Annotated in this window: 26 protein-coding genes and 1 pseudogene; 8 read left to right on the forward strand and 19 right to left on the reverse strand. The window is 55.7% G+C overall.

Translation table 11 applies throughout. The features are described from left to right. The first annotated feature begins 11 nt into the window (after positions 1-11). A complete protein-coding gene (locus MMB48_RS06650) occupies positions 12-644 on the forward strand; it encodes a phosphoesterase (protein ID WP_230581183.1) in 633 nt (210 codons plus the stop codon). Between the two features lie 64 nt (positions 645-708). Here MMB48_RS06650 and MMB48_RS06655 read toward each other — a convergent pair whose 3' ends face one another. Beyond that, positions 709-831, reverse strand: a complete 123-nt coding sequence (locus MMB48_RS06655; RefSeq protein ID WP_256755799.1) for a hypothetical protein — start codon at positions 829-831, stop codon at positions 709-711. Positions 832-836: 5 nt separating this feature from the next. Next, positions 837-1,082: a hypothetical protein gene (locus MMB48_RS06660; RefSeq protein WP_050496216.1), complete on the reverse strand. Its 246-nt coding sequence runs from the start codon at positions 1,080-1,082 to the stop codon at positions 837-839. A gap of 260 nt (positions 1,083-1,342) precedes the next feature. Here MMB48_RS06660 and MMB48_RS06665 point away from each other — a divergent pair, with 260 nt between their 5' ends. Together MMB48_RS06665 and MMB48_RS06670 are read left to right on the forward strand one after the other, a co-directional pair. After that, the gene (locus tag MMB48_RS06665) at positions 1,343-2,278 is read left to right on the forward strand and encodes an alpha/beta hydrolase (protein WP_032743735.1); all 936 of its coding nucleotides are present in this window, start codon (positions 1,343-1,345) and stop codon (positions 2,276-2,278) included. 304 nt (positions 2,279-2,582) lie between these two features. After that, positions 2,583-2,825: a hypothetical protein gene (locus tag MMB48_RS06670; RefSeq protein WP_032743734.1), complete on the forward strand. Its 243-nt coding sequence runs from the start codon at positions 2,583-2,585 to the stop codon at positions 2,823-2,825. 69 nt (positions 2,826-2,894) lie between these two features. Here MMB48_RS06670 and MMB48_RS06675 read toward each other — a convergent pair whose 3' ends face one another. After that, positions 2,895-3,578: a DUF3800 domain-containing protein gene (locus MMB48_RS06675; protein WP_015438782.1), complete on the reverse strand. Its 684-nt coding sequence runs from the start codon at positions 3,576-3,578 to the stop codon at positions 2,895-2,897. Positions 3,579-3,743: 165 nt separating this feature from the next. Further along, on the reverse strand, positions 3,744-4,379 hold the full coding sequence (locus tag MMB48_RS06680; RefSeq protein WP_032743733.1) for a plasmid pRiA4b ORF-3 family protein: 636 nt from the start codon (positions 4,377-4,379) through the stop codon (positions 3,744-3,746). A gap of 232 nt (positions 4,380-4,611) precedes the next feature. On the opposite strand from MMB48_RS06680, the gene MMB48_RS06685 reads away from it, so the two are divergent. Beyond that, a complete protein-coding gene (locus MMB48_RS06685) occupies positions 4,612-5,043 on the forward strand; it encodes a transporter (RefSeq protein ID WP_230581181.1) in 432 nt (143 codons plus the stop codon). Positions 5,044-5,154: 111 nt separating this feature from the next. Here the strand turns inward: MMB48_RS06685 and MMB48_RS06690 are convergent, their stop codons facing one another. The 3 genes and pseudogenes from MMB48_RS06690 to MMB48_RS06700 all read right to left on the reverse strand — a co-directional run bounded on the left by MMB48_RS06690 (position 5,155) and on the right by MMB48_RS06700 (position 6,086). Beyond that, positions 5,155-5,502, reverse strand: coding sequence for a DUF1829 domain-containing protein (locus MMB48_RS06690; protein WP_032743730.1), 348 nt, complete (start codon positions 5,500-5,502; stop codon positions 5,155-5,157). Positions 5,503-5,573: 71 nt separating this feature from the next. Next, positions 5,574-5,924 (reverse strand): annotated as a pseudogene (locus MMB48_RS06695) (DUF1828 domain-containing protein); the annotation flags it as partial. A gap of 36 nt (positions 5,925-5,960) precedes the next feature. Beyond that, entirely contained in the window at positions 5,961-6,086 is a 126-nt protein-coding gene (locus tag MMB48_RS06700; protein ID WP_012471885.1) for a hypothetical protein, read from the reverse strand. Positions 6,087-6,191: 105 nt separating this feature from the next. Between MMB48_RS06700 and MMB48_RS06705 the strand changes: the two genes are divergently transcribed. Then, complete coding sequence (locus MMB48_RS06705) at positions 6,192-8,339, forward strand: SWIM zinc finger family protein (protein ID WP_032743729.1); 2,148 nt, start codon at positions 6,192-6,194, stop codon at positions 8,337-8,339. Between the two features lie 265 nt (positions 8,340-8,604). On the opposite strand, the gene MMB48_RS06710 is transcribed toward MMB48_RS06705, so the two are convergent. Continuing rightward, positions 8,605-10,764, reverse strand: a complete 2,160-nt coding sequence (locus MMB48_RS06710; RefSeq protein WP_080714695.1) for a DUF2075 domain-containing protein — start codon at positions 10,762-10,764, stop codon at positions 8,605-8,607. Positions 10,765-10,826: 62 nt separating this feature from the next. On the opposite strand from MMB48_RS06710, the gene MMB48_RS06715 reads away from it, so the two are divergent. Both MMB48_RS06715 and MMB48_RS06720 read left to right on the forward strand, forming a co-directional pair. Continuing rightward, a complete protein-coding gene (locus MMB48_RS06715; protein ID WP_014484937.1) occupies positions 10,827-11,207 on the forward strand; it encodes a nucleotide pyrophosphohydrolase in 381 nt (126 codons plus the stop codon). A gap of 64 nt (positions 11,208-11,271) precedes the next feature. Continuing rightward, the gene (locus MMB48_RS06720; RefSeq protein WP_015713561.1) at positions 11,272-11,502 is read left to right on the forward strand and encodes an SDR family NAD(P)-dependent oxidoreductase; all 231 of its coding nucleotides are present in this window, start codon (positions 11,272-11,274) and stop codon (positions 11,500-11,502) included. Here the strand turns inward: MMB48_RS06720 and MMB48_RS06725 are convergent. Further along, on the reverse strand, positions 11,465-11,953 hold the full coding sequence (locus MMB48_RS06725; protein WP_032743727.1) for an SWIM zinc finger family protein: 489 nt from the start codon (positions 11,951-11,953) through the stop codon (positions 11,465-11,467). The two genes, MMB48_RS06720 and MMB48_RS06725, sit on opposite strands and share 38 nt — an antisense overlap. Before the next feature lie 197 nt (positions 11,954-12,150). Here MMB48_RS06725 and MMB48_RS06730 point away from each other — a divergent pair, with 197 nt between their 5' ends. Then, positions 12,151-12,975 (forward strand): hypothetical protein, encoded by an 825-nt coding sequence (locus tag MMB48_RS06730; protein WP_032743726.1) that lies wholly within the window; start codon positions 12,151-12,153, stop codon positions 12,973-12,975. 102 nt (positions 12,976-13,077) lie between these two features. Here MMB48_RS06730 and MMB48_RS06735 read toward each other — a convergent pair whose 3' ends face one another. The 10 genes from MMB48_RS06735 to MMB48_RS06780 form a co-directional block, all read right to left on the reverse strand. Beyond that, entirely contained in the window at positions 13,078-13,626 is a 549-nt protein-coding gene (locus tag MMB48_RS06735; protein ID WP_050496215.1) for a peroxiredoxin, read from the reverse strand. A 39-nt stretch (positions 13,627-13,665) separates the two neighbouring features. After that, entirely contained in the window at positions 13,666-13,848 is a 183-nt protein-coding gene (locus tag MMB48_RS06740) for a hypothetical protein (RefSeq protein WP_007053341.1), read from the reverse strand. A 154-nt stretch (positions 13,849-14,002) separates the two neighbouring features. Then, complete coding sequence (locus MMB48_RS06745; protein WP_012471888.1) at positions 14,003-14,170, reverse strand: hypothetical protein; 168 nt, start codon at positions 14,168-14,170, stop codon at positions 14,003-14,005. Positions 14,171-14,267: 97 nt separating this feature from the next. Beyond that, positions 14,268-15,113: a Cof-type HAD-IIB family hydrolase gene (locus tag MMB48_RS06750; protein ID WP_032743725.1), complete on the reverse strand. Its 846-nt coding sequence runs from the start codon at positions 15,111-15,113 to the stop codon at positions 14,268-14,270. 97 nt (positions 15,114-15,210) lie between these two features. Further along, positions 15,211-16,059 (reverse strand): ABC transporter ATP-binding protein, encoded by an 849-nt coding sequence (locus MMB48_RS06755; protein ID WP_032743724.1) that lies wholly within the window; start codon positions 16,057-16,059, stop codon positions 15,211-15,213. Positions 16,060-16,210: 151 nt separating this feature from the next. Beyond that, a complete protein-coding gene (glgA, locus tag MMB48_RS06760; protein ID WP_032743723.1) occupies positions 16,211-17,461 on the reverse strand; it encodes a glycogen synthase in 1,251 nt (416 codons plus the stop codon). Between the two features lie 128 nt (positions 17,462-17,589). Then, positions 17,590-18,054, reverse strand: coding sequence for a hypothetical protein (locus MMB48_RS06765; RefSeq protein ID WP_032743722.1), 465 nt, complete (start codon positions 18,052-18,054; stop codon positions 17,590-17,592). Positions 18,055-18,161: 107 nt separating this feature from the next. After that, positions 18,162-20,057 (reverse strand): DUF5696 domain-containing protein, encoded by a 1,896-nt coding sequence (locus MMB48_RS06770; RefSeq protein WP_032743721.1) that lies wholly within the window; start codon positions 20,055-20,057, stop codon positions 18,162-18,164. Positions 20,058-20,215: 158 nt separating this feature from the next. Continuing rightward, on the reverse strand, positions 20,216-21,856 hold the full coding sequence (locus tag MMB48_RS06775) for a peptide ABC transporter substrate-binding protein (RefSeq protein WP_032743720.1): 1,641 nt from the start codon (positions 21,854-21,856) through the stop codon (positions 20,216-20,218). Positions 21,857-22,044: 188 nt separating this feature from the next. Next, positions 22,045-23,580 carry a glutamate synthase subunit beta gene (locus MMB48_RS06780; protein ID WP_012577801.1) on the reverse strand — a complete coding sequence of 512 codons (1,536 nt, stop codon included), beginning with the start codon at positions 23,578-23,580 and terminating at the stop codon, positions 22,045-22,047.

The following is a 23,580-nucleotide window of genomic DNA, read 5'->3' on the forward strand; positions in this document are numbered from 1 at the left end:
AGGCGACTGCCATGAGGTATTTCACGACCGACACGCATTTCGGGCATCCACTGGTCACGGTGTTGCGAGGGTTCACGACGTTCGACCCGACGCACTCGCGCTATGAGGAGGTGCTGCGCGCGCATGATCGCAAGACCGCCGAGGATTGGGCCAAGGAGGAGACGTTCGGCGCGGGTCTGACGTTTCGTCAGGTCGCCGATACGGATGCGCATGACAAGGCGATTGTGGATCATATCAACACTTTGGTCGGCCCGGATGATGAGCTGTGGATTCTGGGTGATATCGGTTTCCGCACATCGCTGACCCATCTGAAGAACTGCCTGCGAGCGCTCAATTGCAAGCATCTGCATGGTGTGATCGGCAACCATGATGACTGGTGGCTGGAAGACCGCCCCGCACTCAACCTGTTCAAAAGCTTGGAGCCGCACGATACGGTTGAGATTGAGGGACTCGGTACAGTCAATTTTTCACATTACCCGTATCGGGAGGATCTGGCATACAGTTGGCCCGATGATGTGGCGAAGTTCAGCGGCAAGGCGTTGCCGTTTGACGGTCGCAGACTGCTGTATGGACATACACATCAGCTTTCGCCAGATGGTGCACGCCCGGAGGCACTGAATGTTGGCATTGACACAATGCATTGACCGCCGTTGAGATGTATGCACGCTGAACACGCGCCTCAACGGCATTGGTCTCGTCATCTCTCGCTCACACCAACGGATTGCCGGCAAGACGGGTCAATTCGGCGTTCAGCTCGGGGAAATGCTCGTTGCCGACGAACGGACCGTATTCCGTGCCGGATTGGAATGGGCACCATGCCTGAATGGTCATATGCTTCAGCCGTGAATAAGGCAGGATGCCACCGGTGCGATCGGCTGCGGGATCGCTCGCCATATTGAATTGGATTTCAGCGTCGAGCATCTATGTATGCATTCCGCCGTGTCGAAATAGTCGATGCCGGAATCATGGGCCACGGCCACGGTACGTGCCGCATCGGCGGCATCCAACGCGTCCATGCGCATCACGCCCAGCGCCACTCGTGACGCAATCATGCCGGATTGTCCGATTTCCTGAGTCTTCATAGTGTCACATTTCTGTTATCGTGAATCGGCGAACGAGCACTGTCCGCTTCGTTGCCGGGCAGCAATCTCCAATGCCGCTGCTTATGTCACCTTATCGCTTGAAGTGCACTTGAAGGCAACTCGCAGGCAGGCAGGCAGCGCGCGCTGCCGGGCGCGTCTTCGCGTCTTCATGTCTTCGCTGTGACCGAGACATCGTTGTGCCGTAATCATGCCCATTTCTTGTATGATGACCTCTATAGCAACAGAGCTAGGGGGATTCCATGAATACTACCGATTCAGCCAAAGTCAGTGATGCCAACGCCGGCGCAAACAATGTCATCCATATCCCGCACAATCCCACGCTTGCCGGATTGGCCACGCTGACCCGCAACGTGGCATACAAGACCGGGGCCGATAACCTGGTGATGGATATCATCTCGCCACAATCCACCGGCGATGACGATGACCGCCGCTACCCCACCGTGGTATTCGTGCAAGGCAGCGCCTGGACCACGCCGCATCGCGACTACGAGATCCCGCAACTCTCGGCTTTGGCCCGCGAAGGCTTTGTGGTGGCTACGGTGAATCATCGCGATGCCTCGAGCGATCCCCACGACGTGTTCCCCGCATATCTCGAGGACGTAAAAGCAGCCATCCGCTATCTCAGGGCAAACGCACGTCAATGGCACGTGGACCCCGACCGTCTCGGTATCTGGGGCACGTCGTCCGGCGGCAACACGTCGCTGCTGGTGGGGTTGACCGCCGACGATCCGCGGTATGAGGACGGCACCAATGCCGATGAGAGCGATGCGGTGAAGTACGTGGTCAGCTGCTTCCCGCCCACCGACATGCTTGAAGCTGTCGACGCATTCGACGATGAGACCAATCCATTCCGGCTGTACTATTTCGGCCCGTTCGCGGCCGTGGTGGGTGCGACCCATGAGACCGGCATCAATGCCGAGGTCCGTCAGCGCGCGGCTGACATGAGCCCCTACCTGCAGGTGCGGGATGACCAGCAGTATCCACCGATGCTCCTGTTGCACGGCACCGCCGACACCGTGGTCCCCTACCATCAATCCGTCAAGATGCGCGACCGGCTGGCCGAGCACGGCGTGGACGCGCAGCTGGTGCTAGTCGACGGCGCCGAACACGAGTACGATTTCTGGAGCCAACAGGTCTTCGACGTGATTTTCGATTTCATTCGTGAGCGGAGCTGAACGGTAAGGGCACACGGGCGCGTCCTTTTTATAGGTTGCCGAGTTCTCTTTTAGCCAATTTTGTTGGAGCCCCTATCTGCGCGAACATACCATGACAGTTCTAGACTGTGTTCTAGGACTGTCAATCGGCAATGTGTATGAAGCGTGATGTGATGGGTCAGACGGCGATTGATGGAGTTGAGGGACTTAATAGGGCCGGCGAAATCAGCAGATTCAGCGGTTCGCGGTCGGTGGCGTTGCCGCCTATACCATTCTGGCCGTGCTTACTTCGCGACTGTTGCAACGGCCGACTACCACGGAACTGTTGCTCATCGTCATGTGGATCACGCTGGAACTATGTGCGCTGACTATGTTGCACAGTTCCGGAGCTCTCGGGGCAACCGCCGCCATCGTTTTGGCCATCATCCTGCTGATTTTGCTTATCGCCGACATGGCCTGCTACCTCGCCTACTGCCATCTGCCACCCATGCCCGCCTTCATCGTCGGCACCGCACCACTGATTGCCGTAACGGTGTTTTCTGAGATTGTCGTGGCGATGATTGTGTAGGTCCGGGGATTTTGTTTGCTATTTCGTGTTATTCAATTGTGTCCCGAATATATCTGGGCACTGCCAAATTTATGATTCCAATCTTTTCCTGCGGATCGGCTTAAGATAATTGACTCTGAAGGATTTCCAATCACCAAAAAACTTGTTGTCCGTTTCAGTTTGTTCCCCATTCCGGAATTTCTCACAGGTCAATTCAAGGGTGCATAGAAAATCCGCAACTTGTTCAAGCCGGTAGTCGCGTGGAGAAGCGTCACGATAGACAATGGCATCTATGGAGAGTGCATACTCAATCCCGCCTCGCAGGGCATCAGTAACTATCTGTTGGCCACCGTCGTAATACACCTTGACAGTGCCATAAGAATGGAAATCCGAAAGATGCGCCAAAAGTAGATTAACAATATCGCGTTTGAGTTGCGCTTCAAAACGTTGGCGGTTATCGTCAAAATCACTTTTACGATGCACAAACGTCCGATATGTAATCGGCAGCCGCCGAGTCATGATAACGAATAAACCCAGAAGCCTCTTACGCTCCGATAGGCTCATCCCTTCGTAAGCATCATGCCCGGTAAGCAGCGGCCCAGCATGGAAAGGGACATCAGGAAGTCCATAGTCAGCCAACGACTGGCGGTACCGCTCTAAGGCAAGACTAATATCCTTAGACTGGTCATGAAAAACAAGAGTAATTAAATAATATTCCGATCGTTTACCCCACTCACCGCTCTCATCAGCGAAGATGCTCAATACAGACGGCATCGCACCCCCGTCCCCGTTGACAAAAAATGCCGGGGGAGCCCCCCGGCGACTTGGAGCCTTTCTCGTTTCCGAGTAAAGCAATATATTTATAGCATTTTCAGCCCCTAGCCCGCAAGCCACAAACGGCTATTCCGCTGACAGCTGCTCATATTGTAGCCACGCCATCTACTGCAACATCATGTCACGGTGCTTGTGCCAACGGAACAGACGCTCACGATGGCGGTTCAGCGTGAAACGATCCCACATCTGGTCCTCGGCCCACTCAACCATGCCATCATGTTCTTCATCTTCGGGATTGCCCAAGGTATCAAGGAACCGCTCGAACCCATACACCCCGCCGACATCCTCCGGAGGCGCATCCCCCGCCCCATCCCAAAGCTGAGGATCCGCAACGTGCACGCTGCGGTAGGTACGCAGCAGCTTGATGTCATGGATCCAATCGTCACCATAATCGTAGTAATAGCGAGCGGTACGCGCCTTGGGAAACACGTCGCCCAGCTCGGTTTCCGAAGCAATGCGAACTTCCGGCAACGGCTCCACCGGCATATATTGTTCGTATTTCGCCTCATGGTATGAGGGCTCTTCTCCCCACAATTCTTCCACTTGCACCTGCTTCCCATCCGGAAATGTGGCGCAGAAGCAGAACAGATGCTCGCCGTACCACATAAAGCATTCCTGCAATACCGCATGCAAATCGAAGAACGTCAATGATGCCGGCACCAGAATCTCCCGCCAGCATTCACGCCCGTCAAGGCGCAAAGTGACTCGGAAACGAAATGCCGTGTTGCCATTGCCTGCCATGAAGACTCCCTTATCAACGATGAAGTTATTATCACCGTAACAGAGTCTGGGGCAAACCACTGCGTTACGAATCTGATTCGCGCCCTCAGAAAAGGCCGAATCATCTGTTCAATCTCCGTGTCCTGTGGAAAAGACTCTAACAATAACCGGTACTGTTCATCATCAGCAAGTCCAATATGCCATGTGACCAGGTGCGGGACACTCATGTGATCAGTCGCTATGGTGGTGAGACGTGACTTCGGTTCGTACCGTCGAGCAGACGCGAATGGGGATAGCCGCGCCGCTCGTGTCCAATATCGGCTGGGGCGTGCTGCCGCTGTACTGGCGCACGCTGTCCAGTATGAATGCCATCAGCGTGCTCGCGTATCGTTTGGTCGCCACGTTGGCGGCCATGGTCGCGCTGTTGGTGGCGTTCTCCGGCCTGCCCACCGCGATTCCGCTGGCCACGTTCTCCTACGGCGTGCAGCACAGCCATTACTTGACCGTGAGTTTCATCCAATATCTCACCCCGCTGACCCAGTTCTGTGTGGCCGTGCTCCTGCTGCACGAACCGATGCGCGCGCAGGGCTATGCGGCGTTCATGGTGATTTGGGTCGCGATCGCGGTGTATTCGTTCGGCGCGATTCGGGCGTATTGGGAGCGGCTGAAGCCCCACGCACGTTAAGCGCTTCCTTAACTCCCCTCCCCGAGGGGAGCTGTCGCCGTAGGCGACTGAGGGGAGGTCGACACGGCAAACAGCAGAAACCTCGCTCCCGACCAAAGCCACAAACACCACTCACGAAGCAAGCTTGTACAAGTTCTCCTTAAATTCCCGCTCACTCCACTTAATGGGATACGCATTGTACTTTTCCAAAGCGGTTATTAGCTGATTGTCAATGCGCCGATCCGAATCATTGAGGAAAACAACCAGTTCACTTGGTGTCTTTCGTGCCGCCTGCGTATCCTCCCATGAAAATAAGGTACTGGGAATGAGTCGCTGGGAAGGCCGCGTAATAGATGTGCAGAATCGTTCCGTCTGTTTACTCGTGAACGGCAACACAAAGTCATACTGGCACAGCAAACCAGACTTGCCACGGAACTGAGCGCCTTCCACATACCGTATGTTGTTCGCATTAAAGAACATACGAATGTCATCTGCAAAATACGTCTGCACATGGGATTGGCCAGCATAGACATATCACCAACTTTGATGATAGCTTGCAGGAACCGATTCTTGGCATCAGCAAAATCAGCAGTATCGCTCGTCAGAGTAAGCTCGTCGCCGTTACGTTCAATACCAAACTGATTCAGAATATCTTTGAGCACTGCCAAACGCGATTCCGTCACAGTCATCCCATGCGACTCCAAACGGCGTAATGTGGCACAGCCATCAGAGAACGTCACGCTGTTCTTCCCGGGCTTCACATAGAACTGCGTATAGTCGTTGTCTTCATCCAGAAGTGGAACATTAACTTCATACCACTCATCCAGTTGCGTATAAGTCGTGTTATCAGACAGCCATTTTCCGTAACTTCGAATTAATGAGTCAAAATCAGAACTCGTCATACTTTCTTCTCGTCGTAAACACCACGATTTATTTGACTACAAACTTATCTGATGCAATTGGAATTGCTTCTCGCCTTTATTCAGGGTGATGGACTTCGGAGACAAAGCTTCCTTCAGCAGTTCCAGCATACGACGAGCTTCAGCATCTGTCAGTACAGCCATTGACGCCTCTTCCCCGAATGCGATTACCCAGTGGAAACAAGACTACATCAGACCAGTATGCACCGCCAAGCGGCGAGTAACACTCCACCCGCTACAATCAGCAGTATGGTTGTTCCGCAAAAGCCAGCGTTGGCTCAATTCGAAGTCATGTTCGAAGGCACGCCGCTGATTCTCGAACGCGCCACCGATTACTGGGAATCGGGCCGCGTGAGTTCGGTGCAGGAGATTGCGCCGCAGCTGTATCACGCGCAGGTGTCCGGCAGTGCCGATGACTGTTATGACGTTGACATCCGCCTCAGCAAAGACGCTCACGGCGAGAACGCCAATGAAGCAAACACTGATGACCAAGCCACTACCAGCAGTAACACCGACCACGAATCCACAACCGACGACAATTCGATTCGCATACAATCCGCCGCGTGCACCTGCCCGTATCAGAGAACACCATATTGCAAGCATATAGGTGCCGTGCTTTACGAACTGCGCAAACAGCTCATTGGCGCGCACGGCAATCACCACAATGATGACACCGCCAACGCTCACGATGGTGTCATCGCACTCCCCCGCACCGTGCTGGATCCCATCCAGCAACACCTCGACGCGCGCGCAGAGCAGGGCAAAGGCCATCTGCTGTTCCTGTGGTCCACCCAACTGCGCGAAGCCGCAAAGACATTCTGCGCCCAGCCAGACGAAGAACGACCGCTAATCCCGCTGATCGACGCACAAACCATGCTCTCCGACACAATCCGCCGATGCCATGAACGTTTCATTATTCATATCAGTAAGCACAGCGATGCGTACAACAAATCATGTGACTACACAGAATTCATCAAAACCGTGCAGGCTATCGCGGGCAATGCCCTGCAATCCAGTGATTACGCGAGCGCATGCGGCAACCTGCGACTGTGCATACACGAAGTCCACGCGCTTCTGCTCTCGTCCGAGAACGATGATGGCTCCGAACCTTTGCTCACGCTTATGGATGATCTGGCGATGCGCGTGCGATGCTATATGGAGAATGTGGCGGAATTCGCCGACTCCTCTACCGCCGGCAAGGCATTGAACACCATTGCGCAGGCCGCGAACGACAAAGACATGCGGCAATGCGAACCATTGAACAGTATGTTGCTGATTTCCAGCGCGCTCGCTTTCGCCCAATATGACGACAAACGCATATGGGCCTATGACGTGATCGAGAACGCGATAACGCGTAATCTGGAATACTCGTTCAACGAAGAGAGCGAAGAAAGCGACGAGGACGACGAGGATGAGGATAACGAGGATACGAGCGAAGTAGACGACGAAACCGACTTCATTTCGGATGAATCGTTACACGTATTGCAGTTGTTCACACTCATGAGCGCCTACGACCTATACGCTCTATCCAACGATGGCGCTGGACGCGAGCAGCTTCTGAAAGACTACCCGGAGTCAATGGCCCTCACGCTGATGAACGCTGCGAACATGATTCATGAAGGGCGCTTGCGTTCCGCATACATGCTCGCACAAGGTTTCCTTCTGTCGAGCCGGGATATGGAAGATGTCGATATCGATGCCCGGCATAACGGTCTGCTGCCGGACCTGCTGCCCCATGGATGGCATACCATCATGGAATGCTGCGCCGAGGGACTCAATGACGTTGGCCTGCTCGCCAACGTGTATCGGTACTACATTCTTTCCTGCAACGACAGATCCGATACCCATTACGTGAGTAAACTACGCAATCTGTTACGCATCTACGGCGGTCTTAGCGCAGAAGAATGGCATGACGTGGCTGATGGGCTGGCCAGAGATTGCGCCCGGAACATCATCGACCGTATCAAGTACCAGCCGGAAATAACCACCAAAGGCGGTACACAACGTCACAGCAGTTGGCGCAATCCCGCTTATGAGAAGCTCATCGTGGATGAGCGGCTTTCGGACGCGGCCCTGACCTATTATGTCACCGTCGATTACCCGCCGCTGCCATTGCTGCGCACCATCGCCATCGAACACCCCGAATCGGCAAAATCGATAATCCTCGACGCGATGCCATACGGCACCATGGGCACGCCCGCGTTCCGGTTTACGGTGGAACGTGGCGTCGACAATACATTGACGGCACGCCGCGCCACATACCAGCAGATCGCCAAACAGCTGCGTCGTTTCGCCGCAGTGTTCGGCGATGAGGAGACCCGTGTGCTGGCACACGAGATTGTCGAGCGTTATCCGAATCGTACTGCGTTGCGGGAGGAGCTGGCGTTTGCGTTGTAGTGACGACATTGGCAACGCGGTACGGCATTCGGCACATATCCATTGCCTATGCAGAGAAATGCCAGCCTGTTCTTCGCTGAGATTCCTGATGATATTGGTCAGCTGGCTGCAAACCCAGACCTTGGCCAAATGCTCGTCCATGAGGAATCCCTTGCCTTTGGCATAGCGAACGACGACACCCGGCATGTTGAGTGCATTTTCAGCGCATTCAACATCATCTGCGTGCGCTTCGCGTGCATTTTCAGCACAATATCCGTCACATACCTTAATGGATGCAGCACTCCTTCAAACGCTGCTGCAGGCCTTCGTCCACCGCGAAAAGGTACAGACCGTGGACGCCGCGCTTGAGCAGGACATTTAACTCATGCTTCAAATTTTCTTCGGCAAAATCTCCTAAATCTTTGCGCTTATTGGTTGCCAGATAGTTTTGGCTGGCCTTTGCATCGAACACGATTCCCCCGTTACGATACGTCACCGAGGGTCCAATGATCACACCGGCATAGTTCAAATCAAACCCTTGGATGGTGAAGATGGAGCCAATCTCATCTATGGTGTACGGCTTCTCCGCCCAAGACAGTTCTTTGTCGATGCCTTTCCTGCTTTTCGGAGCGGAATCTTCGAGCTGATAGTTCCAAGGCTTGCAGAATTGGTCAGAACTTATTGCGGAATGATCGAATCCATGGTCATCCGCAAGTCCCATACGCCATACGCCGGAAGTATCGCGATGCAGTTCCACATTCCAAAAGCCATGCGGATCATTCTGATTCTCAGATTTCGCCGAATACTTCCAGTCATAGGTGGCCAACAAACGGGACAGTCCAGCCCCATCCCAACCATCGGGCTTCAGCTGGGCTTTCGCGTGAATGGCATTAAACAAATCAACCGGCGAGTCGAACACCTTAACGTCATAAGGTTCTCGAATCACTTCACCATCTGCGGCATACTCGCCCGTATCAACGGGCATAGGGCCGATACCTTTCCCCGAAGCGAATCGGTCAATCCACTGAATCATCGACTTACTCGCGGCAATACGGAATTGCTTTTTCAAATGGACATGCGCAATGTCCACGGAAATGGACGGCAGATGATATTCGGCGCCCAAATCAACCGCTTTGAATGCGCCGATTTTCCCGGTCGCGCATGCGATCTGAGTCGAATCAGAGTCCAGCTGAAGTTTTTCCAGCATCGCTGGGTCCCACTGCTGGCTGGACTGCATAATCTGATTGTGATCAAAGACCGCAATCACCACCCGGGCTCTGCGCAGAATGTCATACAGCTGGTTCTTCCCGGAATATCCCTGATTTCCTTGCGTCATCAACAAATGGGCCTCGTCGATGAGCACGATGTCCGCCAGGCCTTGCGGTTGGTCTGGAATGCCTCGACCATGCTCGTTGCGTAGGCTGAATCGATTGATGAACTGACTGGGCAGCATGACCACTTCATCAGATTTCTTCTGCAAACCCAGTTTCGTGGCAATCTGATTATATACGTGCACCTGTTCCTTATGATTGACAAGAATGTATGAGGAAAGCCGGCCGTTCGCCGTTTGTGACAGCTCAGGATAATCTTCGTCTTCGGAATAGGTGTCGCCTTGGATGCCGATTTCAGCCGCGATTCTGTAGAACAGGTGGCTTAACAGGACCGTTTTGCCTGTCCCTGCAGCACCTTGAACAAAGATTAATTTCGGATGGCGGTCTGAAGATTGCTCATCGGCTTTCTTCTGTTGCCGGCTATCGGCAACCAAGGCGGCAAGTTGCACCAAAATAGATTCTTCGGCTTCGAGCTGGCTATCGCTGAGTTTATGAAAAGGCGATGCCTTGAACAACGCGGAATCTCGGATGATCTCCTCCGCCGGGAACAGGTCAGAATCTTCCTTGTGTAATCTCAACCAGATTTGCGAGAAAATCCGATCAAACTGGTCTGCGGTGTAATAATCGCCTTGCGCATTGGTCCGTCGGTTGTTGAGCCTTTTCACCGAATCGGTACTGGACATATAGTGCATAAGACGGTTTTCGACATCCAGGGTTAACGACTTATTGAATTTGGGATGTGAAATAACATATTGCCGATATGCATCATCATTCCGCGAGACAGCATCAGCTACAGCTTTCCAGTCCTCGCGTTCTTTAGCATCTCTTTCAAGATGCTGGAATGTACGATGCCGTATATCGTTGGTCTCACCGACGTACACCGTATATTCGTTCTTCATCGAATAGCGATTGGTCTTTCCTGAATACACGACATAAACCGTTGGATATGCCAACACATATCGCAGCATGAAATGTTCCAGATCGGAATCATTAACACTGCGCCCCATCTGCTTCTCGAGGGATTCGTCAAAAGCCTTTTCAAAAGCTTCCCTACTGTATTGACCATATGGCAGGTTGATGACAAACGGCGCCAAGCTCTCACTGTTCATAATCATATTATGGTCCATCATGAGCTCTGGTACATGACCAACATTCAGCAAGTCCTATAATGTCAGTCATGATCAGTGACAGTACCATTCAGTCGATTCGTGATTTTGTGTCGGAGCGTGGCTGGGGCCAATACCACACTCCTGAGAACCTGGCGAAGTCCATCAGTATCGAGGCGTCGGAATTGCTGGAATGCTACCAGTGGACGCCGCAGTCGCCATCCATGGATGAGGGACATGTCAGGGAAGAACTAGCGGATGTGCTCACGTATTGCATCATGATGGCCGATGCGCTTGGTGTGGATATGGATGACATCGTCATGGGCAAGCTCGCAAAGACCAAGAGCAAGTATCCCGCGGAAGCCGTCCGTGATGACTTCGAGGAATACGAGCACCGGCATCTGAATGCTCGTAAGACGGATGACGATGCTCAATCTTCGCCTAGCAAGTAGCTTGTTCCATGCGGCTGCTATCACCATGCCGTGATTCCGACACCACCACGCGATAATGGTACACATGGAACCAATCAAGGATGACGGACGGCCGGTGGCATTGGTCACCGGCGGCACGAGCGGCATCGGCAAGGCGACTGCGCGGATGCTCGCTGTGCGGGGTTGGCGTGTGATTGCAGTGGGACTCGGCGCGGACGAGAATATCCCTGAGACTCAGCGTCTTGGCCACAGCGAACTGTTTACCTACGAGATGGATGTCACCAAACGGTATCCGTTACCTCATGTGTATATGTAGTATCAAGGTCGGGGATACAGTACAACACCTCAAATATTCGCTTGACAGCATGCCAATCTCCCTCTGTCAATCCGCGATATTTCGGGAATTCATGCATCGTATCCCATCTCACACAATTCAATGCTTCATGAGGAAACTCTGAAACTTGGTCTTGCGATTCATCTAATTCCCGACGTCGGCTCTCACGCATGAAGATAAGCACCGCAGCCACATGCTTGCAGTACGTTGCACGTTGGGAATATTGGCATGTGCAGGCGGCAGAAATCACTTTGCCATGGCGCAAACGAATGTCCACTTGATAGTCGTCATTCCCGCGAACCACGGTATGCCAAAGATTCTCAGCAATCATGACCGGCGGATCAACCTTGCCGGCATCGTAATAAGCTTCTCCACGCACAAAAATCCTGCGTTCAAACAATTGAAAGAAACCGTCATCCACTTCTACTGTCATACGGCCTCCTTGCCCTATGTATTTCAGGATAACGCTTGTCACCCGCTTTTTGTCATGTCCTGCGATATTTTCAATTGCTGCGAGCATCGCCCGGAACCAATATTCGCTTTCGGCGTTCCATGGACCATTCCCACATATTCAGGACTACAGTAAACGGCAGATATAGCCGATTGTGCCCCAGTTCAAAGGAGGACATTATGGGATTGTTTGATTCGCTGAAGAACATGTTTGCGCATCATGAGCACCATCATGGAGCCAGCATCGGTCAGCCGCTCACTCTTACCGACGCCAAAGCAGTGCTCGCTTTCATCGTGCTGCACCAACATCTGGCAGATATGCGCAAGGTGGCCGAAGCGGTCAAGCAATTGCAGGATGAGATGCCTCAGTACATCACATTCGGCATGTCGCATTATTACAGTGAGCCCAAGCGCGTGCGCTTCCAGTCCGAAGGTGGCAAGTTCATCGATGCGGACGCCATCGCCACCGCATTTGCCGAGACCACCGTATTGCAGGACGAGTGCGAAATCCAGCATCTTATGGGCGATATCGAAGACAACCGTGAGCATCGCGATCCGGCAAAGACGCCAGCAGTACCGATTGACGAACTCGTGCGCGTCACCGATGAAAGGCTTGCGACCGGCAACGATGAGGAGCAAAGTCGTGCATGGCTGTTCGCCTTATTCGATCAGCTCGATGACATTGCCGAGGCGACAAAGAACAACCTGGAGCCGCTTGTCACAGCGTTGGATACGACTCTACAAAACAGCTCCGCTACTATTGGCAACTCCGCCACTACCGACGCCGGCAACAGCAGCAACAATGCCAATGCCGGCGATGCACGTTCCCGTATCATCTCCCTAATCGCCGACGCTCTCTTCCCGGCCGCAGAATCCTCGAAGACAAGCGAGTCCTCAGCATCCGCCGCCATCCGCGAACTGATGCTCAATCCCACCGCAACATCGCTCGATTACATGCCAGCCATAGACGTACTGCGCGCCCACGGTCTCACTATTTGCCGGTGAGTCCGAGAAGTCAACCGGTGGTTCATACGGCAGTGGTTCATACGGCACATACCGCACGGAGCTGCTATGCACGAACCACCGTGTCCGAACAACGAGAACGCACTACTTCTCCGGCTTCTCCAGCTTGTCCAGCGCCTTCAGCAGCGATTCGACATGCCCTTTGGCACGCACGTTGTAGCGCGCAATCGCCACGGAGCCATCGGAATTGATGACGAGCGTTGAGCGAATCACACCTACGTGCACCTTGCCGTAGAGCTTCTTTTCGCCGTATGCGCCGTACAGCTTGTGCACGGTCAGGTCGGGATCAGACAGCAGCGGGAACGTGAGATGATCGCGCTGTGCAAACTTGCGCAGCTTGTCAAGCGAGTCCTTGGAGACGCCAAGCACCGTAACGTTTTTCGACGCCAATCGGGCGAGATTGTCGCGGAAATCGCAAGCCTCGGTGGTGCAACCGGGCGTCATCGCGGCCGGGTAGAAGTACAGTACAACCCTGCGGCCGGCATCAAGCACGTCAGACAGGTTGATTGATCCGCTCTCTGTAGACCCAGGTATAACCGCCGGCAGAGTGAAATCGGGCGCCGCGCTCCCCTCTTGCAGACGTTCCGGCATTGCATCAGAGCTATCAACAGTAGTGGTCATGATTCCCATCATAGAACCCTTATCAACAGCGCCAGTAAAGTTATTCAGAGGTCAGTCACACAACTGCGGATCGGCAAAACGGCGATTCTGCAACACCGGCAATGTTCGACGCGCGGAATCAAGACACTCACGACTCAGCTCAGCAGTAATGAGATCGGCTTCCCTATCGCCCGCCGCCGCATCACGCGCGAATCCGTCGATGATCTCCAGATTCCGTTCCGGCTCCTCCGCCACCGTAAATTGCGCAACCGCGACGGACAGATGACCACTATCTTCGCATGATGAACAAACCATTTTGAATTCACAATTCTCTATGCTCGGCGCAGCATACGTTCTGCCACATCGATATGAATATTGCAATCGAAAATGACACATACGGCGGAGCTCATCAGCTCTCCAGAAGTTGCTTCAAATAAGCTGAATCATGCACCCGCACTGGTCGAGTATCCTCATCAAAGCCTTCATTGGTGTCTACCTGCTGCTTGATGAAATCAAAAGCCTGCTGAGGAGTGACACGAATGCTGGCTTCCATCTGTTCTTTCATTATCGTCGGCATAAGATCGTTCCCTCCTTCCCCGTTCAGTATATATTCAACTTATTTCTCACTACTACAGCACGAAAGGATCCTCCGTCTGAGAGCAAACGACATAACCTCACACCAGTCCCAACGTTTTGAAGGCGTTGGCCAGGCCGTCCTCGTGAATGTCGGTGGTGGTGAAGTCGCAGAAGGCTTGGATGCCATGAATGGCGTTGCCCATGGCTACGGATGTGCCGGCGGCTTTGAGCATGGCGGTGTCGTTGTCGGAGTCGCCGATGGTGATGGTGTCGGCAATGGCATAGCCCAGCAAAGAAGCCACGTCGCGCACAGCGGTACCTTTGTCGATGCCGTTGATGAGCAGTTCGCCGTTATTCGGCGAGATCTTGTCGTATGAGCCGTGCACGAGCTCAAACCATGGGCTCAAATCACGTTGAGTCTCCTCGAAAGTCACGTCAGGATTCGGCGAGGTGAAGTATGACCCCTTGCTCACATGAATCGTATGTCCCAACGTGGAGCCGGCCGGAACCTCGACCTCGTCCAGCAGATGCCAGAACCGCGCAAACTCACCACGATTCCACGTCTTGCCCTTGGACTCCAGATGGCGGCGATAACCTTCGGAAATGTACATGCCGTCCGCACCCTGCCATTGGTAGCTTTCGATATGATGCTCGGCGAAATACGCCATCGCCGCATCGACCGCTTCAGGAGGGACGAGATGCTGGAACAGCAGCCTGTCTCCGATATTCGCCTGAGCGCCCGCCACGGAAACCACGCCATCGAAACCGAGGTCGAGGATGCTGCGTTCGATTTTCGGCACGGAACGCCCGGTGCAGATGAAGAGCTTGTGGCCGTTGGCCTGGGCTTGTTTGCAAGCGATTTTGGCAGATTCGGGTACGACGTGGTTTTCGTCGGCTAGGGTGCCGTCGATATCGATGAATACGAGTTTGCTATTGGTTGTCATGGTTACCTTCGTAACTGGTTGGACCTCCCCCAGTCAGCTTACGCTGACAGCCCCTCCAGAGAGGGCGAAGAAAATCCCGCCTAAAAACTTACAAGCGTCACACGGCGTAGGCGGTCCAGCGGCCGTGGGTGTGCTGGACTTCGATGGGCATACCGAACAATTCCGACAAGCGTTTGTCGGTCAGGCCATTCTCCAACGAACCAGTGTAGACGATGGTGCCAGCACCGGGATTACCCATTGAATCCACGCCCGCTTCGGTGGCGTCCTCGGCAGGAATCGGCTTGCGTCCCATGATAGCGATGTGGTCGAAACCGGCCGGAATCTCCTCCAAGCGATGGGTGACCAGCACCACGGCACGCTCGGAGTTCTCTTCGCCGATTCGGCTCAATGTGCGCATCACCTGCTCGCGGCCGCCCAGGTCAAGGCCGGTGGTCGGTTCGTCCATGATGAGCAGCTCGGGATCTCCCATTAGTGCGCGGGCGATCAATACGCGGGTGCGTTCGCCTTCGGACAGTCGCCACATCTCCTTGCCTTCCAGATAGGAGACGTGGAAATCGCGCAGCAGCTGGCGGGCGCGGGCGTATTCCTCTTGCGTGTAGGTGTCGCGCCAGCGCCCGGTCACGGCGGACAGGCCGGTGACCACGGCGTCCAGCGGGTCCTCGAACTCGGGGAACTGCCGGCCCAGGTCGGCAGAGGCGAGACCGATGCGGGTGCGCAGTTTGAATACGTCGTATTTGCCGAGTTGATGGCCGAGGATGAATACGCGGCCCTCTGAGGGGAAGGTGCGGGTGGCCAGCATGCCGACCGCGGTGGATTTGCCGATGCCGTTCGGACCGAACAGCACCCAACGCTCCCCCGCGTTGATGGTGAGGTTCACGTCGGTGATAATGACGCGACGGTTACGCCGGAATTCGACGTTGTCGAGTTGGAGGACGGTGTTTGTCATGAGTGAAATACTACCTATGATTCGCGGTCTGACGACTCCCCTCAGTCACTGCGGTGACAGCTCCCCGCAGAGAGGGGAGCCAAGAAACCGGTACCTGAGGGGAGCTGGACGGCGCAGCCGGACTGAGGGGGGGCACTCGTTGCAGCGCTACTTACTTCTTCTGCTCGTCGAGCACGGACTGGTAGACTTCCACGGTCTTGTCGGCGATGGTCTCCCAGCTGAACACGTCGCGGGCGCGTTCGTAGCCGGCCTGACCCATCTTCTTGGCGAGTTCGGGGTCGGCCATGATCTTGTCGATGGCGGCGGCCATGTCGTGCACGAACTTGTCCGGATCGGTGGGGGTGCCGGTGCCGTCGTGCAGCTGGTCGATCGGGACCAGATAGCCGGTTTCGCCGTCGACCACGACTTCCGGAATGCCGCCAGTGGCGGATGCGACGACCGGCAGACCGCAGGCCATGGCCTCAAGGTTCACGATGCCCAGCGGCTCGTAGATGCTCGGGCAGATGAAGGCATCACAGCCGTGTTCCAAAGCATTCAGCTCAGGCTTCGGCAGCATTTCTTCAATCCAGACGATGTTGCCGCGTTCCTCATCCAGCTTGGCGAACGCGATCTTGACCTCTTCGGCGATTTCCGGGGTGTCAGGAGCACCGGCGCACAGCACCACCTGAATGTCCTTGGAAATCAGGTGCAGTGCCTCGAGCAGGTATGGCAGGCCCTTCTGGCGGGTGATACGGCCCACGAACAGCAGGGTGGGCTTCGAACGGTCGATGTGGTAACGCTCGAACACCTTCCAACCCGGATCGTCTGGTGCCGGGGTAGCGAAGTCGGCCATGGTGATGCCGTTGTACACCACAACCACCTTGTTCGGATCGAGGTTCGGGTAAGCAGTCAGAATATCCTTGCGCATGCCACCGGAAACGGCGATCACACGATCGGCGTGCTCGTAAGCATCCTTCTCAGCCCAGGAGCTCAGGTTGTAGCCGCCGCCGAGCTGTTCGCGCTTCCATGGGCGGAACGGTTCCAGGGAGTGGGCGGTGATGACCAGCGGCGTACCGTGCAGCATCTTGGCCAGGTAGCCGGCCAGGCAGGCGTACCATGTGTGTGCGTGGATGATATCGGCGTCAACGTCGTTGGCAATCTGCAGATCCACGCCGAAAGTCTTCAATGCGGGGTTGGCGTCAGCCAGCTCGGAAGGCGTGTCATAGCCGACGACCTTCAAGCTGCCCTTAGCATCGGCAGCATTCGGGATAGCAGGAATGTCCGCCTCGATGCGCTTGCCGTCAAACGCACGCACGGTCACGTCAATGCGCTCGGCCAAAACCTTGGACAGCTCCTCGGCGTGTACGCCGGCACCACCATACACGTGCGGCGGGTATTCGCGGGTTAGAATATCAACTTTCATCGGACTGCCTCTCCTTCGTGCGTCAGAAAGAAACTCAAGCACTTCTTACTTTAGGGCACCGCATACAAGAAAACGCACAACTTCCGTCGTGCGTTTTGCTTTTCAAGCCGGATTTACCGGGCAAAAGATCAGACTGCCGTGCCGTTCTGATCCAAATTCGGATTATGCTTGGAATCGCCAGCCGTAAAGAACAGGCTCAGCACACCCACAATGAACACCGCGGAAACGGTGATGACCAGCCACATCGGATGGCTTGGCAGCCACATAACCACGAAGAACGCGATAATCGCGATGGCGATCAGCGTCCAGCTGCCCACACGGAACCACTGACGCAGCGAATGCGGTGCCTTGAACATCTTCGGATTCGTGTAGTTCGGGTTAGTGGTCAGCAGGGTTTCGGTGTCCGCAATCGTACCGCCGCTGGGCTTCCATTCGGTGCCGTCGGTGCCGTCCTGCAGACGCTGGGACTTCTGCTGCAGCTGGTATTCGTCAATCATTCCCGAACGGCCACGGCCACGGGTCTGGTCATACTGCGACGGCACTCCCCTGCGGCCTGCTTTGGCTTGGGCACGGCGTTCTGCACGATTCGGCATTCCACTACTCCTGTTTCGACGGTGACACTGTTGGCTATATTACTCGCTTATCGGCGGCAATTTGCCACCAGTCCATCGGAACCCACTGTGTGTCATTGTATTTTCAGTCAGTGATGCGGGCAGTCGGTGATGCGATAGGTTTGCGTATGGAAGTCGCAAGTGACCGCAGTGCCGTCCGCGAATACCGAACGCTGCACCAGCGGATCATCATCCACGAACTCGTGACGAACCAGTTCCTGCATGCCGACCCGCTCATGGAATGCAGCGACCGTATGGCAGCGTTCGATGTCGTTTTCCGTGCGAGCGCGCTGTTCGTCGTCCATGTCGCCGTCAACGCCGATGTATGCGGCATCGCGAATCAGGTATGGAGCTCCGCCGTTGAGCAGGGCGTACAGCATGTAATCGTCGCCGTTCGCCACACGCTCCATCATCCATGGTTCGATAATGCAATCATGGTAGACGAGGTTATACAGCGGCACCGGCACACCTTGGCGCGGCTCGTTGGGTGAGCGCATCTGGAAGTCGTATGGCGCGTAATGGCAGAATATCAGGCTTGGCACTGCCCAGTCCGATACCTCTTCGGACGAGGAGAGGATGCCGTGCGAGAGCAGATATTCGAAGCATTCGGCGCGGCGGTCAAAGCATTCGCGGCGGGTCATGCGGTGTTCGGGGTTCGAGCATTCGTCGCCTTCGTTGCAGGTGAAAACATCCAAGTATGCACAGTCGAGCTTGATGCCGTGTGCGGCGATTTCGGCGAAATTGCGGCGCACGTAGTCCGGTGCGAGCTCGGCGCACAGGTAGGTCTGGTGGCCGCCCGCCCAGCGTGCGTGTTCGGGCATCGTACCGTCTGCCAGCCGAATCGCATTGTTGGCATCAAAGGTTTGTGCGGTGAAGTAGTAATCGCGGTACTGGTCATGCGTGCCGAAAATATCGCCTTGCTCATGGCAGGCGTCGACCAGCGACTTCATGCCTTCCCAGCCGCCTGCCTCCTGACAAGCCGGCAGATAGTCAGGGTGTGCGTTGTCGTATCCGGGCTGTGCCCAACCATCCAAGTGCATGTACAGTCGGCCTGCACCCATGCTGTGCAATGTTCGCATTTGCTTTTCGCGCTGCACAAAGGTGACCAATGAATCGTTTTTCTCGGGGTGATCCTTATCGTAGTAGTACGAGTCGGGCTGTACTTTGGTTTTGATGCCGATGTGCACCCATGAACGACCAATCAGGTCACGCACGGAGGGATTGCGCGCCGCCTTTTCGGCGAGCGTACGCAAGCGACCTCGTTCATTGACGTACAAACGATAGGCCTTGCACACCGCCGTGTGATCGGCGTGGTCGAGGAACTGGTAGCGTACCACGCGGCGATAATTCATTGTGCCGAGGCTTGGCTCAAACCAAGTATTGATATGGGTGTACGGGCCATCGCTGGGATGGTCGATGCCGTAACCGGCATTCCATGGAGTTTCGCAGATGGCGATATACCCGTGTCCGTCTGCGCGGAGCTGCGCGAACCAAGGCATGTAACCGCCAGCCGTTTCGAAGCGACCGTCGAAGGCGATGTCTTTGGTGCTCACGGCGGTAGGCCATGTGTTGGGGATCATCACACCTTGCTCATGGGTGATGAGAGTCGTGTCATGGTCGTCGGCGCAATCGAAGTCCATGGCTGCGGGCCACGTCACATTGGTGATGTTCAAGCCTTGCTCATTGAGCGGAATCCATTCGAAGAGCACATCGCCTGAGGCACGCTCCACCCATACATAGGTTTCAAAGGAGTATGCGCTGTGCCCAAAGCCGGTGAAGATGCTGCGAATGCCGGTTCCCGTGCCGGTTTCACGCTGCTCATGGGTGATGGAAGTGGCATCTGCGAACGCGAAGGTGCCTTGCGCGCATTGCAGGGTCGGCTTGAAATCAGCGCAGGTATTCCATTCGGCACCGTCGCGCGTAAAAGCGAACTGCATTGTTCGTTCATCGAATCGCACAGTAGTGCCGGATACGGTGAATTCCATAGTTAATGTGCTCCTGTATGTTCTCGATTGCTCCCGATTATGGGAACTCGCTCATATAACAAGATTAGGGGTGGTCTGCTGTTTGAGACCACCCCCAGTCGGCTTTGCCGACAGCCCCCGCCAGCGGGGGCTAGCGCTGTCTGTTTATTACTTACTGCTTACTGCTTCTTGGTCAGTGCGGTGAACACTGGGCCGCCGCCGTAGTCGAATGCGACACCGGAGACTGCGGAGGTGCTGGCTGCGGTGGCATTCTGGTTCCACAACGGGATAGCCGGAAGGTCCTGCAGCAGAATCTCCTCACCTTGCTGATAATACTTGTCGGCTTCCTCGGTGGACGGAGCGGAAAGAGCCTTGTCCATCATGGCATCGAACTCGGGGTTCTTGTAGTTGCCGCTGTTGCCGCCCTTGCCGTCGGCCGAACTGGAATCGTACAGCTGTACCAGATAGTTGTCCGCGGATGGATAATCAGGGCCCCAACCGCTACGGTATGCGGAGGTCATCTTGCCTGAATCCACATTGGACAGGAATTCGTCGGAAGTGGACATCGGGATGCTCTTGGCATCGATATCCAGCGTGTTCTTGATGTAGTTGCAGATTGCCTCAACCCAGTTCTTCGCAGTGCCATCAGCATTGTATGCAATGCCGAACTCACCGCTCCACGGGGAGATGGCGTTGGCCTTGGCCCACAGTTCCTTGGCCTTGGACGGGTTGTACTTCAGTACTTCATTTCCCTTGAGTTCCTTGGAGTAGGCGCTGATTGGGGCTGCAAGGAAGTCGACGGCGGGCGTGGCGGTGCCGTGGAAGATCTTCTCGGCGACGGTCTTGCGGTCGATGGACATGGAAATGGCCTGACGACGCAGGTTGCCTTCCTCGTTCTGGCCGAAGTGTTCCAGCCATTCAGGAATGGTGAAGGTGAGCGTATTGCCACCGGGCTCGTTGTATGCCTTCAGCGACTTGTCGGATTGGAAGGAGGTAAGTGCGGTGTCAGGAATCGTGCTCGTGAAGTCCAGGTTGCCACCGCGTAGGTCGGCGTATGCCGAATCAGGCGAGGTGTAGATCTTGAAGTTCAGGCCATCGTTCTTGGCGACACGATTGCCCTTGTAGTCAGGGTTCTTCACCATTTCGATGCTGTGGTTGCGCTGCCAGGACACGAACTTGTATGGGCCGTTGCTCACTGGGTGCTGACCGAACTTCTTCGGGTCCTTGAACGCGGACTCGGGCAACGGCATGTAGGCGTGGCTGCCGGCCTTGACCGGGAATGCCGAGTCGGGCTGGCTGAGCTTGACATCGATCGTGTTGTCGTCAACGACGGTCAGGCCGCTCAGCGTGGCCTTGGGGTCCACGTCCGGCTTTTGCAGATCATCATAGCCTTCGATTGTGCTGAAGAAGCTGGCGCTGGCCTGCTTGTTGGCACTGTTGGCGGTGTAATTCCAAGCGTCTACGAAGGAGCGCGCGGTCACCGGAGTGCCGTCGGTGAACTTCCATCCGCTCTTGAGCTTGATGACGTAATGCGTGGCGTTGTCGCTGGAGGTGATGCTGTCTGCTACCTCGTTGTGGATGCCGCCCCGCGCATCATAGGTCACCAGACCGGCGAACAGCTGGTCTACAACCTTGCCGCCACCGGCCTCAGTGGTGTTGCCGGGGAATAGTGGGTGTGCCGGCTCACTGCCGTACACGGAAATGATGTTGGAATCTGAAGCATTACTGGAATTGGAGATGCCGGTCGATCCGCAGCCGCTGAGCAGCATGACGATTGCCGCACCGGCCGCGACCAGTGAAGTGACATGACGTGTGTTCATGAATCTCTCCCGAATATTTTGGCGTCGTCTTTTTGGCGACGAAAGGCACCATAGGAACTTCATGTTAACCACGTATGCAATATTCTCGAAATATAAACATTACTTAAGACTCAAGGCAGTAATTAATCCCAGAAACGCAAAAATCCCCTCACGAAGAAGGGATTTTCATGTTTCTGTTTGGAAAGTATTCAGCGAGGCAGCATCATCGGACGCTGGCTGGCCTTAATCGGGGCCGGCAGCTCGCTCTTTTCCTTGGAGAGGTACTCGTCCACGGCTACGGCGCAGGAGCGGCCTTCGGCGATGGCCCAGACCACGAGGCTCTGACCACGGCCGGCGTCGCCGCACACGAACACGCCGTCCTGGGAGGTGGCGAACTTGTCGTTGCGGGCGATGTTGCCACGCTTGTCAAGTTCGACGGGCAGCTGGTCGAGGATGGTCTCGGTGTCCGGGTGCAGGAAGCCCACGGAGATGAGGACCAGATCGGCCGGCAGCACGCGCTCGGTGCCGGGCTGGCGGGTGAAAGGGCCGTTCTCGCCGGGGGCCACAGAGACGACCTTCAGGCCGGTGACGTGACCGTGTTCATCGGCCACGAAGCCTTCGGCGGTGGTCGAGTTGTCGATGGTGACCTTGGCCTTCTCCTCTTCGGTGCCTTCGAAGTTCACCGAGTCGGTCGAGTAGATGTACTCGCCACCCTCTTCCATGGAGGAGGTCTTCTGGTAGGTGCGGGCGAAGGTCGGCCACGGGCTGTTGTCTGGGCGTGAAGACGGCTCTTTCGGCATGATCTGCAGCACGGTGACATCCTTCGCACCCTGACGGATGGAGGTACCAAGGCAGTCGGAACCGGTGTCGCCACCGCCGATGACCACCACGTGCTTGTCCTTGGCGGTGATGTCGTGCACCGGCTTGACGCCGAAGATACGGCGCGTGGCGTCGGGCAGGAAGTCGAGGGCGAAGTGGATGCCGTCCAGCTCGCGGCCTGGAATCTTCATATCGCGCGGCACGCGGGAGCCGATGGCCACCACGACGGCGTCGTAACGGTCACGCAGGTCATCCCACGTGATGTCCTTGCCAATTTCCACGTTGGTGCGGAAGCGGGTGCCTTCGGCCTCCATCTGCTTGACACGGCGGTCGAGCAGACCCTTCTCAAGCTTGAAGTTCGGGATGCCGTAACGCATCAGACCACCGATGGCGTCGTCCTTCTCGTAGACGACGACAGTGTGGCCAGCGCGGGTGAGCTGCTGTGCGGCGGCGAGGCCGGCAGGGCCGGAGCCGACGATGGCGACCGTCTGGTCGGTCAGACGCTGCGGCGGCAGCGGCTTGACGTAGTCCAAATCCCATGCCTGGTCGATGATGGTCTGCTCGTCAAGCTTGATCATGGTCGGCGGCTGGTGGATGCCGAGCACGCAGGCCTGCTCGCACAGGGCCGGGCAGATGCGGCCGGTGACTTCGGGGAAGTTGTTGGTCATGGACAGACGGTTGTAGGCGTCTTCCCACTTGCCCTGACGGACCAAGTCGTTCCACTCGGGAATCAGGTTACCCAGCGGGCATCCGGTCATGCAGAACGGGGTGCCACAATCCATGCAGCGGGCCGCCTGCGTTTGGGTCCACGGTTGCAGGCCGGTTTCGGCGTGAACGTCGAACCAGTCCTTGATACGCTCCTCAACGGGGCGTTCAGCCAACTCTCGGCGGGTACGGACCTTCAGGAATCCTCTCGGGTCGCCCAT

Source organism: Bifidobacterium sp. FKU (genome assembly GCF_026016385.1).
GTDB classification, from domain to species: domain Bacteria; phylum Actinomycetota; class Actinomycetes; order Actinomycetales; family Bifidobacteriaceae; genus Bifidobacterium; species Bifidobacterium infantis.

Excerpts from the sequence above, each read along its gene's own strand:
- MMB48_RS06650 (WP_230581183.1), top strand. The coding sequence starts at position 12 with ATGAGGTATTTCACGACCGACACGCATTTCGGGCATCCACTGGTCACG.
- MMB48_RS06655 (WP_256755799.1), bottom strand. The coding sequence starts at position 831 with ATGACCATTCAGGCATGGTGCCCATTCCAATCCGGCACGGAATACGGT.
- MMB48_RS06660 (WP_050496216.1), bottom strand. The coding sequence starts at position 1,082 with ATGAAGACTCAGGAAATCGGACAATCCGGCATGATTGCGTCACGAGTG.
- MMB48_RS06665 (WP_032743735.1), top strand. The coding sequence starts at position 1,343 with ATGAATACTACCGATTCAGCCAAAGTCAGTGATGCCAACGCCGGCGCA.
- MMB48_RS06675 (WP_015438782.1), bottom strand. The coding sequence starts at position 3,578 with ATGCCGTCTGTATTGAGCATCTTCGCTGATGAGAGCGGTGAGTGGGGT.
- MMB48_RS06680 (WP_032743733.1), bottom strand. The coding sequence starts at position 4,379 with ATGGCAGGCAATGGCAACACGGCATTTCGTTTCCGAGTCACTTTGCGC.
- MMB48_RS06690 (WP_032743730.1), bottom strand. The coding sequence starts at position 5,502 with ATGTTCTTTAATGCGAACAACATACGGTATGTGGAAGGCGCTCAGTTC.
- MMB48_RS06700 (WP_012471885.1), bottom strand. The coding sequence starts at position 6,086 with ATGGCTGTACTGACAGATGCTGAAGCTCGTCGTATGCTGGAACTGCTG.
- MMB48_RS06705 (WP_032743729.1), top strand. The coding sequence starts at position 6,192 with ATGGTTGTTCCGCAAAAGCCAGCGTTGGCTCAATTCGAAGTCATGTTC.
- MMB48_RS06710 (WP_080714695.1), bottom strand. The coding sequence starts at position 10,764 with ATGATTATGAACAGTGAGAGCTTGGCGCCGTTTGTCATCAACCTGCCA.
- MMB48_RS06715 (WP_014484937.1), top strand. The coding sequence starts at position 10,827 with ATGATCAGTGACAGTACCATTCAGTCGATTCGTGATTTTGTGTCGGAG.
- MMB48_RS06720 (WP_015713561.1), top strand. The coding sequence starts at position 11,272 with ATGGAACCAATCAAGGATGACGGACGGCCGGTGGCATTGGTCACCGGC.
- MMB48_RS06725 (WP_032743727.1), bottom strand. The coding sequence starts at position 11,953 with ATGACAGTAGAAGTGGATGACGGTTTCTTTCAATTGTTTGAACGCAGG.
- MMB48_RS06730 (WP_032743726.1), top strand. The coding sequence starts at position 12,151 with ATGGGATTGTTTGATTCGCTGAAGAACATGTTTGCGCATCATGAGCAC.
- MMB48_RS06735 (WP_050496215.1), bottom strand. The coding sequence starts at position 13,626 with ATGATGGGAATCATGACCACTACTGTTGATAGCTCTGATGCAATGCCG.
- MMB48_RS06745 (WP_012471888.1), bottom strand. The coding sequence starts at position 14,170 with ATGCCGACGATAATGAAAGAACAGATGGAAGCCAGCATTCGTGTCACT.
- MMB48_RS06750 (WP_032743725.1), bottom strand. The coding sequence starts at position 15,113 with ATGACAACCAATAGCAAACTCGTATTCATCGATATCGACGGCACCCTA.
- MMB48_RS06755 (WP_032743724.1), bottom strand. The coding sequence starts at position 16,059 with ATGACAAACACCGTCCTCCAACTCGACAACGTCGAATTCCGGCGTAAC.
- glgA (WP_032743723.1), bottom strand. The coding sequence starts at position 17,461 with ATGAAAGTTGATATTCTAACCCGCGAATACCCGCCGCACGTGTATGGT.
- MMB48_RS06765 (WP_032743722.1), bottom strand. The coding sequence starts at position 18,054 with ATGCCGAATCGTGCAGAACGCCGTGCCCAAGCCAAAGCAGGCCGCAGG.
- MMB48_RS06770 (WP_032743721.1), bottom strand. The coding sequence starts at position 20,057 with ATGGAATTCACCGTATCCGGCACTACTGTGCGATTCGATGAACGAACA.
- MMB48_RS06775 (WP_032743720.1), bottom strand. The coding sequence starts at position 21,856 with ATGAACACACGTCATGTCACTTCACTGGTCGCGGCCGGTGCGGCAATC.
- MMB48_RS06780 (WP_012577801.1), bottom strand. The coding sequence starts at position 23,580 with ATGGGCGACCCGAGAGGATTCCTGAAGGTCCGTACCCGCCGAGAGTTG.